The sequence below is a fragment of the Maricaulis virginensis genome, assembly GCF_027922185.1.
GTDB classification, from domain to species: domain Bacteria; phylum Pseudomonadota; class Alphaproteobacteria; order Caulobacterales; family Maricaulaceae; genus Maricaulis; species Maricaulis virginensis.
Genome location: NZ_BSFE01000002.1, coordinates 128,038 through 141,025 on the forward strand (window position 1 = coordinate 128,038; position 12,988 = coordinate 141,025).

The 12,988-nt window shown below is 65.0% G+C and carries 11 protein-coding genes; all 11 read right to left on the reverse strand.

Annotation, left to right across the window (positions count from 1 at the left end; genetic code table 11):
- Positions 1-48: 48 nt before the first annotated feature.
- Positions 49-906 carry an outer membrane lipoprotein-sorting protein gene (locus PKE71_RS03955; RefSeq protein WP_271185659.1) on the reverse strand — a complete coding sequence of 286 codons (858 nt, stop codon included), beginning with the start codon at positions 904-906 and terminating at the stop codon, positions 49-51.
- Positions 875-3,226 (reverse strand): efflux RND transporter permease subunit, encoded by a 2,352-nt coding sequence (locus PKE71_RS03960; protein WP_271185660.1) that lies wholly within the window; start codon positions 3,224-3,226, stop codon positions 875-877. The genes PKE71_RS03955 and PKE71_RS03960 overlap by 32 nt, the downstream gene beginning before the upstream one ends.
- A 306-nt stretch (positions 3,227-3,532) precedes the next feature.
- Positions 3,533-3,856: a hypothetical protein gene (locus PKE71_RS03965; protein ID WP_271185661.1), complete on the reverse strand. Its 324-nt coding sequence runs from the start codon at positions 3,854-3,856 to the stop codon at positions 3,533-3,535.
- A 39-nt stretch (positions 3,857-3,895) separates the two neighbouring features.
- Positions 3,896-4,696 (reverse strand): AAA family ATPase, encoded by an 801-nt coding sequence (locus PKE71_RS03970; protein WP_271185662.1) that lies wholly within the window; start codon positions 4,694-4,696, stop codon positions 3,896-3,898.
- Positions 4,693-5,688 (reverse strand): flagellar biosynthesis protein FlhF, encoded by a 996-nt coding sequence (locus PKE71_RS03975; protein ID WP_271185663.1) that lies wholly within the window; start codon positions 5,686-5,688, stop codon positions 4,693-4,695. Before PKE71_RS03975 ends, PKE71_RS03970 begins: the two co-directional genes overlap by 4 nt.
- Before the next feature lie 33 nt (positions 5,689-5,721).
- Positions 5,722-7,776, reverse strand: coding sequence for a flagellar biosynthesis protein FlhA (flhA, locus tag PKE71_RS03980; protein ID WP_373878793.1), 2,055 nt, complete (start codon positions 7,774-7,776; stop codon positions 5,722-5,724).
- 90 nt (positions 7,777-7,866) lie between these two features.
- Positions 7,867-9,237, reverse strand: coding sequence for a sigma-54-dependent transcriptional regulator FlbD (gene flbD / locus PKE71_RS03985; RefSeq protein WP_271185665.1), 1,371 nt, complete (start codon positions 9,235-9,237; stop codon positions 7,867-7,869).
- Between the two features lie 24 nt (positions 9,238-9,261).
- On the reverse strand, positions 9,262-9,624 hold the full coding sequence (gene fliN / locus PKE71_RS03990; protein ID WP_271185666.1) for a flagellar motor switch protein FliN: 363 nt from the start codon (positions 9,622-9,624) through the stop codon (positions 9,262-9,264).
- A gap of 11 nt (positions 9,625-9,635) precedes the next feature.
- The gene (locus tag PKE71_RS03995; RefSeq protein WP_271185667.1) at positions 9,636-10,286 is read right to left on the reverse strand and encodes a FliH/SctL family protein; all 651 of its coding nucleotides are present in this window, start codon (positions 10,284-10,286) and stop codon (positions 9,636-9,638) included.
- A 14-nt stretch (positions 10,287-10,300) separates the two neighbouring features.
- Positions 10,301-11,323: a flagellar motor switch protein FliG gene (gene fliG / locus PKE71_RS04000; protein WP_271185668.1), complete on the reverse strand. Its 1,023-nt coding sequence runs from the start codon at positions 11,321-11,323 to the stop codon at positions 10,301-10,303.
- An 8-nt stretch (positions 11,324-11,331) separates the two neighbouring features.
- Positions 11,332-12,948: a flagellar basal-body MS-ring/collar protein FliF gene (gene fliF / locus PKE71_RS04005; RefSeq protein WP_271185669.1), complete on the reverse strand. Its 1,617-nt coding sequence runs from the start codon at positions 12,946-12,948 to the stop codon at positions 11,332-11,334.
- Between the last annotated feature and the right edge of the window lie 40 nt (positions 12,949-12,988).

Here is a 12,988-nt window from a genome sequence, read left to right on the forward strand (position 1 = left end):
CGGCCGGGCACGGGTCCGGATGAACCGCCGGAGCCTGTGCGGGCGGGGTCAGTACTGGCGTTCCAGAACGCCGCGCACGAAGTCATTGTCGGAGAGGCCGACGCCGAATTCGTAGTCGCTGTAGACCAGCTCGGTGGACTTGCCGGTCTGGTGATTGGTCATCGTCAGGACGTGTGCCCGCCAGATGCCGTCGCCGTACTCGCGGTAGTCGGCCAGATCGAGCGTCTTGAGAAGGTCGCCCCGGCGGTCGAAAAACTCGATCCGCCGGATCTGGTAGATGTCCTGGTCGATGTAGGAGACCTGGCGCGAATAGCCGGAATTCTCGTAGCGCGGGAAACGCTCGACAATATCAACCGTCATCGTCTCCCCGCCGATCTCGACGTCACCGGACGAGACGTAGTTGTGCTCGTACTTGTTCAGCTCGACCGCCGTGAAGTCCTCGAATGCGAACTCGGACCCGACAAACGGGCCGGACTTGTTGGCCGAGGAGATGCGGCGCACGCGTGCCAGGGCCGGCAGGTAGAGCCACTGATCGTCCGGTTCGAGAATGCGGGCGTGCGAGAGAAGCGCCGTTCCCTCCACATCCGCCGGCGTGTGGAACACAACGACCGACTTGTCGCCGACCGTATTGTCCGCACGCTCCAGCGTCTGGAAGCTCAGCTCGCGGCTGGTTTCCTGGCCGGCGGCATTGCGCAGCACCATGCGGGCCTCCACACGGCTGTCGCCGAAACCATTGTCGGAATTGTCCGAACGCATGGCGACTTCATAACCCTGGCGCTCGCTGTCACTGTCGACCCAGTCGGGCAGGCCGATATCCTGCGCGATCGCGGAAGGGGTGGCGATGGCGGCGAAGGCCGCCGTCGCCAGAAGGGCGTTACGCCACAGGTTGGTAGTCACGGTCTTCATTGGACTTTTCTCCGGATTGGGGCTTGGGGGCGGTCAGCTTGGACAGCTCGACCAGCAGGGCCGGCAGGAGCAGGAAATCGAGCACCAGGGCGAAGACGATCGCCAGGGCGGTCAGGAGTCCCATGTCGGCATTGAGCTTGAAGGTGGACATGGCGAGCACGGCGAAGCCGGCGGCCAGGATGATGGTGTTGATCACCACCGCCATGCCGACGGTCTCGAAGGCGTAGCGGATGGCCTCGGCAGTCGAGGCGCCGCGCTCCATGCGGGCCCGCCGGTATTTGGTGAGGAAGTGGACGGTGTCGTCGACGACGATGCCGAGCGAGACCGCACCGACCGCGGCGACCGAGAAGCCCACCGTGCCCACCAGCAGTGCCCAGGTCCCGAACGTCGTGAGAATGGGCAGTGTGTTGGGGATCAGGCTCAGCAGGCCGAGGCGGAAGGAACGCAGCGCCATCACCATGACCAGGCCGATGGCCAGGATGGCGATGATATTGCCCGAGATCATCGAGTTGACGTTGCGCTCGGCGACGTAGGCGAACATCACCTGCGCGCCGGTTGCGGACGTATGCATGTAGTCCGGCGTGTTCTCGGCGAGCCAGGCTTCGGCCGCGTCGAGGAAGTCCTTGGTCTCCTGCGTCGTGACATTATCCAGCGTCACCGTCATGCGGGTGGCCGACTTGTCGATATTGATGCGGTCGTTGAGATCCAGGCCGTAGGGCAGGGAGAGTTCGTAGAGCAGCAGATACTGCGCGGCGAGGCTGCGGTCTTCCGGGATGCGGAAATAGGCCGGATCGTCCTCGTGCATGTTGCGGTTCAGGCGCCGCATGATGTCGGTGATGGAATAGACGTGAGTTACGCCATCCTGCTGCCGGGCCCAGCTGGCGAAGGCGTCGAGCCGTTCCAGATACACCGGGTCCGAGACACCGCCAGCGCCGTCGGCCGGGACCGAGAACTCGATCGGATAGAGGCCGAAATACTCCAGGGCGGTGTCATTGTCCTGCCGGACCTCAAGCGAGGGCGAGAAATAGTTCACCCACTGGTCGTTGAACTCGATCGTCGGGATCAGAGCGATCAGTGCCGCGCTGGCGGCTGCCGACGCGATGAGCACGCCCCGGCTGTGCCGGGTGACGAAGCCGGCCAGCTGTCCCATGCGGGCGGTCGCATCCTTGCCGTCGGGTTTGCGCGGCGCCGCTTTCATCGGCAGCACGCTGACGATGGCCGGCAGGAAGGTGATCGAAAGCAGCCAGGCAGCGGCGATGCCGATCGCCGTCATCGTGCCGAGATGCCCGAAGGGCGGTGCATCGGACAGGTTCAGCGCCATGAAGCCGATGATGGTCGTCAGCGAGGTGATCGTGACGGCCAGGAAGTTGATCCGCACGGCATCCACGATGGCGTCGCGCCTGGGCAGGCCGTCGCGCATGCGCTGACGCATCGACATGAGAATGTGGATCGAGTCCGCGATGGCGAGTGTCAGGACGATGGTCGGTGCCGACGCCGACACCGGCGTCAGGCCGATCGCGAGGAAGCCGGCCGACCCCATCGAGACGATCGAGGAGAACAGGATCAGGAACAGTGTCGCGATGGTGCCGCTGACCGACCGGATCGCGACCATCATGATGGCCAGCAGAACGAGGTACATCAGCGGGATCAGCTTCGCCATGTCGCCCATCCCGGACTCCATGAAGGCGTTGTTCATCATGGAGACGCCCGACAGGGCAATATCGATGTCCGGATAGTCCGCCTCGATCCGGTCGCGCAGTGCGCGGACAACGGCGACGGCCTCGGGGACTTCCATCGCGCTCTCTTCGGGGTATTGGAGCACGATGTTGATCGCCGTGACGCTGGCGTCCTCGGTGATCAGCTGGTTGCGCAGAAGCGGCTCATTGAGGGCGACGGCGCTGCGTTCGGACAATTCGGTGTCGCTGAGCGTATGGGCATCGCGAACCAGATCCTCGACAATCAGATTGTCGCCGTCGGCCCAGGTGTGCTGGAAGTTTGTGATGGAATCCACGCGGATCGCGTAGGGAACCTGCCAGCCCGCTTCGGTGATCTCCTCGACTGCGGCGAGGGTTGTCTGGCTGAAGACATTGCCGTCCGCCGGACGGACAACGATCAGGAAGTTGTCATTCTTGGTATAGGTGGCCTGGAAGTTCTCGAAAGCGGCCAGTTCCGGATTCTCGTCGGAGAAGAAGGCCCGGTAATTGGTGTCGAAGGCCAGGCGCGGCATGCCCATGGCAAAGCCGACCGTAGCCAGGATTGTGGCGAGGATGACAATCCAGCGCCAGCGGATCATGGCTTCGGCGAGAGCCGTCGCAAACATGTCCGTGCGATTTCTGATAGCGCCCATTTCGGGTCCTTTCGCGCATGCGGTCTCGTGCCGGGGTCGCGCAGGACGACCCGGCGGGACGCCCGGGCGTCCGTTGTCCAGTGTTTCGATTTCGGGGGGCGGCCCGCAGGGGCCGGGGCCGTCAGGCCGGTTTGGCAGTCCTCATCGCATTTCCCTCGTCTTGGCGGCCAGGCGGCTGGCTGCGGGACAGGTGGGACAGGCGACGGCATTCCGCCAATCGATGAGGCGAATATCGCTTATCGGGTATTTGAATAATGGTGCGCGAAGGTACGGGGCGGTTCACTTGCGCCCGTATTTCCGCTTCACCCAGAAAATGCCGCCGATGGCGATCATGTACAGGGCGAGGCGGAGCAGGACGACGATACCGCCGCGCTCGTCGAGTCTGGAAATCGCGAAATCAAAAGCGAAATCAGGCGGAACGCCGGTCGCCCAGCGGTAGAAGAAGGGGGCCGCCGCATCGGCGAAGAAGGCAATGGCCGCCGCCGCCGGCCATTGCGGCCATTTGCGCATGATCAGTGCCGCCACCAGCGACAGGACAATCAGCAGCCACCAGTCAAAACCGGTAAAGCCGGAGGCCAGCCGGTCTCCAAACGTCTCGTACATCCCCCGAGCGCTCCCCTACGCTTACGTCCGGGAGACAGTTTAGGCCGCTTCTTTGCCGCGCGCGAGTGATCCTGCAAGTGCCTGCAGGTCCTTGGCTGCATCGCAGGCCGGAGCGCGAACGGATACGCAGGTCTGGTTGCGGATTGCTGCGGGCACGTTGACGTCCCGCCGGACAATACCGGCCAGTGTCGGCGTAAAGCTGAGGAAGGCCTCGCAGGTCTTCTTGAACGCACCGAAAGCCTCGCGCGCGGTGATCATGTCGGGCGCGTTGTTGACGACAACCAGCGGCGCGGCTCCGTCATCGTGCAGGCGCAGTGTTTTCACGAAGGCGTAGGCATCGGTCAGCGAGGTGGGCTCGTCATTGATGACGATCACCACATCGTCTGCCGTCAGCGCCAGACGCACCGTCGCGCGGTCGGCGCCGGCGGCGAGGTCCAGGATGGCGCGATCATAGGAGAGGGCGAGTGCGGCGACGCCGGAGGCCAGCTTGGTCAGGCCCGGCCCGGCGAGATTGGCGAGGGCGCCGGAGCCGGAGCGGCCGGAGATCACATCGAACCCGCCGCGCTTCCGGGAACCGCCGAATGCCGGACCCACCGCGTCGGTCAGGGAAACCTTGCCGTTGAGCACGCTGGTGATGTCGGCGGCGGGCTGGAGGCCCAGCTGGACGTCGATATTCGCCATGCCCAGATCGCCATCGACCAGCAGGACCCGCTCGCCCATCTGCGAGAAGGCGTGGGCCATGCCGATTGCGGACGCGGTCTTGCCGACCCCGCCCTTGCCGGAGGCAATGGCCAGGATGCGGCCTGCGGAGCGGTCTTGCGGCGCGGATGCGAGCTTCATTGGTCCGCCTCTTCGAACGGGGTGTCACGGTCTTCGATGAGAACCCGGGCCAGCCGCAGCGGCGTGGCCGGGGCCAGTCCGCCCCCGATGAAGGGGGTGGAGGAGATCTGGGCAAAGGCCAGCCCGGTTTCGCCGACGCCCAGGATCGCACCGAGACGCCGGCTGGTATCGAGCTTGACCGGGATGCAGCGGCTGGCGCCGATCGAGGCGAACAGCGATGCGGCATCCTCGGCGTCTTCGGGGGTCAGCCCGGCATCGAAGACATAGATGATTTCTGCTCTCGCAGAGTCGGCGAAAGCGAGCGTCATGTCCAGATCGTCCAGCTCGAACGGGTTCACTGCCGGGCTGTCGATCAGGACGGGGCCGTCAATTTCGGCGACTGCATCGATCATTTCACGCGGGTCGTCGGCGGTGCGGAATTCGGCGCCCATGCGCTTGGCGAGGGCGCGCAGCCGTTCGTCGGCGCCGGCGCGCTCGCCGTCGCACGAGATCAGGGTGGGCTTGGCGCCTGCGGTGATCGCGCGTGCCGCTGTTTTCGCGAGCGCCGAAGTCTTGCCGACACCCGGCGTACCCGCGAACAAGAGGGCGTGCTCGGGCACGGCCGGCAGCGGCTGGAAGGTGTAACGGCTCTCGATCGCGTGGGCGAGGCGGGCGACGGCCTGACCGTCCGACAGATCGTGGGCCGCGCGGATCAGGGCCTGGGCGGCGCTGCCGGGTGTACGGTGGAACCCGAGCGCCCGGATCACGCGATCCAGATCGCTGTCCTCACGCATCCCGCGTTCGATCTCGGCTTCGGCATGCAGCCGCTCGGCGCGTTCACGCACCGGTTCGGCCGGTTCGCGCACATAGGCCGTCTCGGCCGCGGCCCGCACCTGCACACCGCCGCCGGGCGCGTCGGATGTCGCGATGATCACCGCATCCGGACCCATTTCACGGCGCACATCGGCCATGGCCTGGGTCAGGGACGGGGCAGAGAAGGTTTTCAGGCGCATGGTTGGTTCAATTCACAAGGGGGTTCCGGCCGGTCAGCCGACATGGCCCAGGGTCTTCAGACGTGCGCTGGGGTGGATCTCGTTCTGCGACATCACCACCGTCTGCGGGCGGAAACGTTCCACCAGGGAGCGCACATACGGACGAATCATCGGGCTCGTCAGCAGTACAGGAACCTGACCCTGCGCCGATGCGGTTTCAAAAGAGTTTCTGATCGCAGCGACGAAGTCGTGCAGCTTCGAGGGGGCGAGCGCAAGCTGCTTGCGGTCCCCTTCGCCGATCAGCGACTCAATGAAGGCCTGTTCCCATTGCGGCCCGAGGGCCAGAACCGGCAGGTTGCCGTCGAAGGACTTGTTGGCGTGGCAGATCTGCCGGGCCAGACGCGTGCGGACGTGTTCGACGATCGCATCGAGATGCTGGGTCGTGGCGCTGGCTTCGGCGATGCCTTCCATGATGGTGGACAGGTCGCGGATGGAGACACGCTCGCGGATCAGCGACTGCAGGACGCGCTGGATGCCGGCGCGGCTGATCTGTGCCGGCGCGATATCGTCGACCAGCTTCTTGTGTTCCTTCGACAGCTTGTCGATCAGCTTCTCGACTTCGGCATAGGACAGCAGGTCTGCCATGTTCTCGCGCAGCTGTTCGGTCAGGTGCGTCACCAGGACGGCGGCCGGTTCGACAATGGTATAGCCGCGGAAGGTCGCTTCCTCGCGCATGCCTTCGTCGATCCAGGTCGCGGGCAGGCCGAAAGTGGGCTCCTTGACGTGCTCGCCGGGCATGTCGATCGGCAGGCCGGCCGGATCCATGACCAGCAGCTTGTGCAGGCGCAGCTCGCCGCGGCCGGCTTCCAGCTCCTTGATGCGGATCGTGTACTCGTTATTGCCCAGCGCCATGTTGTCGACGATGCGGACCGCTGGTGTGACAAAGCCCATTTCCTCGGCCAGCGAACGGCGCAGTGCCTTGATCTGGTCGGTCAGCTTGCGGCCGTCGACATCATTGATCAGCGGGAGCAGGCCATAGCCCAGCTCGATCTTCAGCTCGTCGATGGCCAGGCTTTCCTCGATCGGCGCGTCGCCGCTGGATTTGCCCGCGGTCTCTTCGGCAATCTTGCCGGCCTTCGCCTCTTCCTCCTCGCGCGCCTTGCGTTCGACGATATCGCGGTTCATCCAGGCCAGGGAGCCGGCACCGGCCGCCATCAGGGCGAAGGGCAGGAAGGGCATGCCGGGCAGGATGCCGACCATCAGGGCAACGCCGGAAACCAGGCCCAGGCCTTGCGGGTTGGCCGTCAGCTGGCCGAACACGGCCTTGTCGGCTTCGCCGTCGACACCGGCCTTGGAGACGAGCAGGCCCGCAGCCACGGAAATGATCAGGGCGGGGATCTGGGAGACCAGGCCGTCGCCGATCGTCAGGGTGGAGTAGGCGCTGGCAGCGTCCGGGAAGGACATGCCCGACTGCACGACACCGATGATGATGCCGCCGATCAGGTTGATCGCCGTGATCATCAGGCCGGCCATGGCATCGCCGCGCACGAATTTCGAGGCACCGTCCATGGCGCCGAAGAAATTGCTTTCGCCTTCCAGCTCGGCGCGCCGCTTGCGCGCCTCGTCTTCATTGATCAGGCCGGCCGACAGATCGGCGTCGATGGCCATCTGCTTGCCGGGCATGGCGTCGAGGGTGAAGCGGGCCGCGACTTCCGCGATCCGGCCGGAACCCTTGGTGATGACGACGAAGTTCACGATCACCAGGATCGAGAACACGATCACGCCGATGACGACATTGCCCTGCATGACAAAGGCGCCGAAGGCCTCGATCACCTCGCCGGCGGCGTTGGTGCCTTCGTGGCCGCGCGACAGGATGAGGCGCGTCGAGGCGATGTTCAGGCCCAGGCGCAAGAGGGTGGTGATCAGCAGCACCGCCGGAAAGGCGGAGAATTCCAGCGGCTTCTTGATGAAGAGCGCGGTCATCAGCACCAGCACCGACACCGAGATGGAGATCGCCAGCGAGAAGTCCAGCAGCATGCGGGGCATGGGCAGGAGCAGCATCACCAGGATGGCGAGAATGCCCACGGCCAGCGCCACATCGCCGCGCATGACGCGGTTCAGGAAGGCGCGGGTATCAAATCCGCCCGCATTGGATGCGGCGGTTTCGGTTGCTGCGGTGTCGACCACGATCTAGTCCAATCAGGCTACGGAGGCGCCGGTTGCGGGCTGGTTGGGTGCGGGAATGTCCAAGCCCTGGTCCGAGTAGAGTTTCAGCTTGTTGCGCAGGGTGCGGATCGAGATGCCGAGAATGTTGGCGGCATGCGTCCGGTTGCCCAGGCAATGGTCGAGCGTGTTCAGGATCAGGTCCTGTTCCACCTCGGCAACCGTGCGGCCGATCATGTCGGTTTGTACCGATTGCGCGGCATCGGCGGCTTGGCGGGCAACGCTGTTGCCCGAACCGGTGAAGGCCGAACCGTCCGGCATGCGGATCGCATCCGGCGTGATCTCGCGGCCGGATGCCAGCAGCACAGCGCGGTGCATGGCGTTTTCAAGCTCACGGACATTGCCGGTCCATTCGCGCGCCAGTAGCTGTGTCTTGGCAGCCTCGGAGATCGGCCGCTCCTCGATCGCATTGGCGGTGGCATACTTCTTGGTGAAGTGCTCGGCCAGGGCCAGGATGTCGGCCGGGCGTTCGCGCAGTGGCGGCAGTGCCAGGTTGACGACGTTGAGGCGGAACAGCAGGTCCTCGCGGAAGATGCCTTCGGCCACGGCCTTGCGCAGGTCGCGGTTCGAGGTCGCCAGGATGCGGATGTTCACCTTGACCGGCTTGGTGCCGCCGACCCGGTCGATCTCGCGCTCCTGGATGGCGCGCAGCAGCTTGGCCTGCAGGCGGATGTCCATCTCCGAGATTTCGTCCAGCAGTAGCGTGCCGCCATCGGCTTCCTCGAACTTGCCCACGCGGCGGGCAATCGCGCCGGTGAAGGCGCCTTTCTCGTGACCGAACAGTTCCGATTCCAGGAGATTTTCCGGGATCGCGGCGCAGTTGACGGAGACGAAGGGAGCCGAGGCGCGCTTGGACTTCGAGTGGACGTAGCGCGCCATGACTTCCTTGCCGGAGCCGCTTTCACCCGTGATGAGGACGGAGGCGTCGGAGGCGGCGATACGGTCGGCGAGCTGGATGACGGCCTGCATGGACGGGTCGCGGGCGATCATCGGACGTTCGTCATCGGCGATGGCTTGCAGGACGGCGGCGATCAGGTCGGCGTCCGGCGGCATCGGAATGAATTCCTTGGCACCGGCGCGGATCGCGGCCGCGGCGGCTTCCGGACGGACATTCACGCCGCAGGCGACGACCGGCACGGAGATCCGCTCTGCCTCGTTGGCGGCGATCAGGGCCTGAACGTCCAGCGACAGGTCGACCATGAGCAGGTCGGCACCGCGGCCGGCGCGCAGGTGCGCGGTGGCCTGTTCGATCGTGTCGACCTGGGAGACCTTGGCGCCCCGGTCCAGGGCGATCTTGGTGGCGGTGTGCAATTGTCCGCCGAGGCTGCCAACTATCAGAATGCGCATGGTATTACTCCGTCCTCAGGCGGCCTAGGCCGCGTCCCCGTCCTTGATGATTTCCGTCATGGTCACGCCCAGCCGGTCGTCGACCACGACGACTTCGCCGCGGGCCACCAGCCGGTTGTTGACGTAGATGTCGATCGCTTCGCCGATCTTGCGGTCCAGCTCGACCACCGATCCGGAGGTGAGCTTCAGAAGCGAGTTCACGTCGATATGCGCCTTGCCGAGCACTGCCGAGATGTTGACCGGGACATCGAAAACCGGCGCCAGATCGGCGGCGTTTTTCGCATCGTCTTCCAGCATCTGGTCGGCCTTCGGCGCGGGTGCCGCTGCCGGCACCTGCTGCGCATCATTGCCCAGATCGGGCAGGTCGAAATTGTTTTCGTCAGCCATTCTGGCCTCCTTCAAGCAGCAGACGCGCCGGCCGATTGGCCGGAGACACCGTCGGTGCTGTCATCTTCACCGGGGCCGGCCGCGAGCCAGCGGGCCACCACGTCATTGAGCCGCGCCTCGATTTCCTCGGCGCTGCGCTGGACTGCGCCGGCGCCCCATTCCATGCGGACATCGGCGCCGCGCATGCCGGCGTCGCCGCGCACCGAGATCGCGCCTTCAAAGCCCGCATCGCGGGCGGTCGCTTCGAGGCGATCCGACAGGTCCTCGACGAGTTCGGCCGCACAGCGCACGGACAGGCGCGGCTCGGACCGCAGGTCCTGGACAGTTTCGCGTGCCAGGCTGTCGATGGTCTCCAGCGGGTAGGCCGACAGGGCCTCGCCGGCGATCTTGCGGGCGGCAGCGACAGCCAGTCCGGCGGCTTCGTGGCGCAGGGCCTCTGATTCATGGGTCAGGCGCGACAGGATCAGCTGCATCTGGGAGGCGATCGCCTGCAGCGCATCGGCGCAGCGGCCTTCCTCCATCTCGCGGCCCTCCTCGACGCCCCACATGCGTGCTGCGTCGACATCGTCCTGCGTGAAGAAGCGCTTGTAGCTTTCGCCTTCGCGCAGGATTTCACCGTTGCGGTCGAACTCGGTATCGAAGTCGAATTTGACAGGATTCATCGTTCGTCCGCTCCCTAGTAGATCAGTTCATCGTCGGCGCCGCCGTCGGCGAGCATGATCTCGCCCTTGGCCGCGAGGTCCTTGGCCACCGAGACGATGGCCTGCTGCGCCTGGTCGACGTCTTTCAGGCGCACCGGGCCCATCGCCCCCATGTCTTCGCGCATGATCTTCGCGGCGCGTTCGGACATGTTGGAGAAGAACAGGTCGCGCAGGCTGTCGGACGCGCCTTTCAACGCCAGGCCCAGCTGGTCCTTGTCGATGCTGCGCATCAGCGTCTGGATGCCGCCCGGGTCGAGCTTGGACAGGTCTTCGAAGACGAACATCAGCGAACGGATCTTCTCGGCGCTCTCGCGATTGCGTTCTTCGAGGGCAGCCAGGAAGCGGTTTTCCGTCTGGCGGTCGAAATTGTTGAAGATCGACGCCATCATCTCGTGACTGTCATGCTTTGAGGTGCGGGCGAGGTTGGACATGAATTCGGTGCGCAACGTTTCCTCGATCCGGTCGAGAATTTCGCGCTGCACCGGCTCCATGCGCAGCATCCGGGTGACCACTTCCAGGGCGAAGTCTTCCGGCAGGGCCGCGAGAACGCGCGAGGCGTGCTCGGACTTCACCTTGGACAGCACGACGGCAACTGTCTGCGGGTATTCATTCTTCAGGTAGTTCGCCAGAACCACCTCGTTCACATTGCCCAGCTTGTCCCACATGGTCCGGCCAGCCGGACCACGCAGCTCTTCCATGATCGCCTCGACCTTTTCGCCGGGCAGGAAGGAGGTGAGCAGCCGCTGGGTGGCCTCGAACGAGCCCATCAGCGAGCCGGTGGAGGACATCTGGCCGACGAAGTCGACAATCAGCTTTTCCACGGCACTTGAGGTGACGGTGCCCAGATTGGACATCGCCTGGGAAACCTCGCGGATTTCCTCCTCGTCGAGGTGTTGCCAGATCGACTCGCCCTCGTCGCCGAGCGCCAGCAGCATCACGGCGGCCTTTTCCGGGCCGGTGAGTCTGGCGGGATCTTCTATGGCGCGCTTCTCAGACATGGCCGGGCTCACCCTTCATGCAGCCAGGAGCGGAGGATCGCGATCGATTCCTCGGGATGGGATTCAACGATGTTGGCGACCTTCTTCAGCGAGGACGCCTTCACCTGGCCGTCGATCTTCTCGATATCGATTGAATCGTTGCTGCCGCTTGCGGGAAGGGCTGCCGGACGTTCGCCCTGGGCCGGCAGCGCCATTGGCACCGGTCCGGCGTCGGCGCCGGCTGCAGCCAGGGCCAGACCCTGCGGCATTGCCACGCCGCTGGCGCCTTTGACCAGGGGCCGCGCAACCAGGAAGATGATCAGCAGGGCCGTCACGAACAGGACGATGATTTCCGCAACCCGCATGATGTCGGCTTTTGACAGGGACAGCGGGCTGCTTGCAGGGGTGCCCAACAGCGGGTCGGCCCGGGCGAATTCGATCTGGCGAACCGTCAGGGTATCGCCCCGATCGTCGCTGAAACCCATGGCCGAGCGAACAAGGGCTTCGATCTGCTCGATCTGGGCCTGCGGGCGTTCGCGCCAAACCGTGGTGCCGTCTTCCTGCACTTCAACGATACCGTCGACGGCAACGGCGACAGACAGGCGCTCGACGGCGCCGGCTTCGACGACTTCGGTCCGCGTGGTGCTGGAGAGAGCGTAGTTGACCGTCTCGTTGGAGGTTTCGCGGTTGGCGATATTGCTGGCACCTTCGGTCTCGCCATTGGCGCCGTCGGGCAGGTTTTCGGAGGCCGAGACGCGGTTGCCGGATCCTTCGCGATCGCTGGAGACGTCTTCTGAACGCTCACGTGACAACAGGACCGAACCTTCCGGGTCGTAGGTTTCAGAGCTTTGAGTCACGCTCTGGCGGTTCAACTCGGCGGTGACCTGGACGCGTGCAGCGCCGGAGCCGACAACACCCTCGACAATGTCCAGGATGTTGCGGCGCAGGTCGGCTTCGACCTCGCCGCGGCGCTCATCCATCAGGACGGCACCGGCATTCTCTCCGTCGACCGTGCCGGCCAGCTGGCGTCCGCGATCGTCGGCCAGGGCGACCCGGCCCGGTTCCAGACCGGCACCGGAGGCAACGATATTGCGAATCACGCGAATCTGTTCGGCGTTCAGGCGCTGACCGGTAGAGACTGTGACGGCGGCCGTCGGCTCTTGCTGGTCGCGGGCAAACAGGCGGCGCTCCGGCAGGTTCAGGTGTACCCGCGCGCTGTCGACAAAGGCCATGGACTGGATCGTGCGTGCCAGCTCGCCTTCCAGCGCGCGCTTGGCGTTCAGGTTCTGTACGAAGCTGGTCTGGCCGAAATTGTCCTGGCGGTCGAAAATCTCGTAGCCGACCGAGGCGCCGGACAGGGGGCCGGAGGACGCGACCCGCACACGGGCTTCGTCAACCTGGGCCGTGTCGACATAGATGGCGGTGCCGCCTTCGCGGATTTCATAGGCGATGTTTGCCTGGTCGAGCAGCTGGCTGGTGGACGCCGCTTCCGCCGGATCGAGACCCGAATACAGGAGCGACTGGCTGCCACCGCCGACGGCGCCGGAAAAATAGACAAGCGCAGCGGCCACACCCACGGCGAGACCGAAGATAGCGGTCAGGCGTCCGGCACCAAAAGCCTTGAACTGGTCGAGTAGAGCGTTCACGGAGAATCCTGCCTTGCGTCCCTGCTTCATCAGCGAAGCA

Excerpts from the sequence above, each read along its gene's own strand:
- PKE71_RS03955 (WP_271185659.1), bottom strand. The coding sequence starts at position 906 with ATGAAGACCGTGACTACCAACCTGTGGCGTAACGCCCTTCTGGCGACG.
- PKE71_RS03960 (WP_271185660.1), bottom strand. The coding sequence starts at position 3,226 with ATGTTTGCGACGGCTCTCGCCGAAGCCATGATCCGCTGGCGCTGGATT.
- PKE71_RS03965 (WP_271185661.1), bottom strand. The coding sequence starts at position 3,856 with ATGTACGAGACGTTTGGAGACCGGCTGGCCTCCGGCTTTACCGGTTTT.
- PKE71_RS03970 (WP_271185662.1), bottom strand. The coding sequence starts at position 4,696 with ATGAAGCTCGCATCCGCGCCGCAAGACCGCTCCGCAGGCCGCATCCTG.
- PKE71_RS03975 (WP_271185663.1), bottom strand. The coding sequence starts at position 5,688 with ATGCGCCTGAAAACCTTCTCTGCCCCGTCCCTGACCCAGGCCATGGCC.
- flhA (WP_373878793.1), bottom strand. The coding sequence starts at position 7,776 with ATGCGCGGCGATGTGGCGCTGGCCGTGGGCATTCTCGCCATCCTGGTG.
- flbD (WP_271185665.1), bottom strand. The coding sequence starts at position 9,237 with ATGCGCATTCTGATAGTTGGCAGCCTCGGCGGACAATTGCACACCGCC.
- fliN (WP_271185666.1), bottom strand. The coding sequence starts at position 9,624 with ATGGCTGACGAAAACAATTTCGACCTGCCCGATCTGGGCAATGATGCG.
- PKE71_RS03995 (WP_271185667.1), bottom strand. The coding sequence starts at position 10,286 with ATGAATCCTGTCAAATTCGACTTCGATACCGAGTTCGACCGCAACGGT.
- fliG (WP_271185668.1), bottom strand. The coding sequence starts at position 11,323 with ATGTCTGAGAAGCGCGCCATAGAAGATCCCGCCAGACTCACCGGCCCG.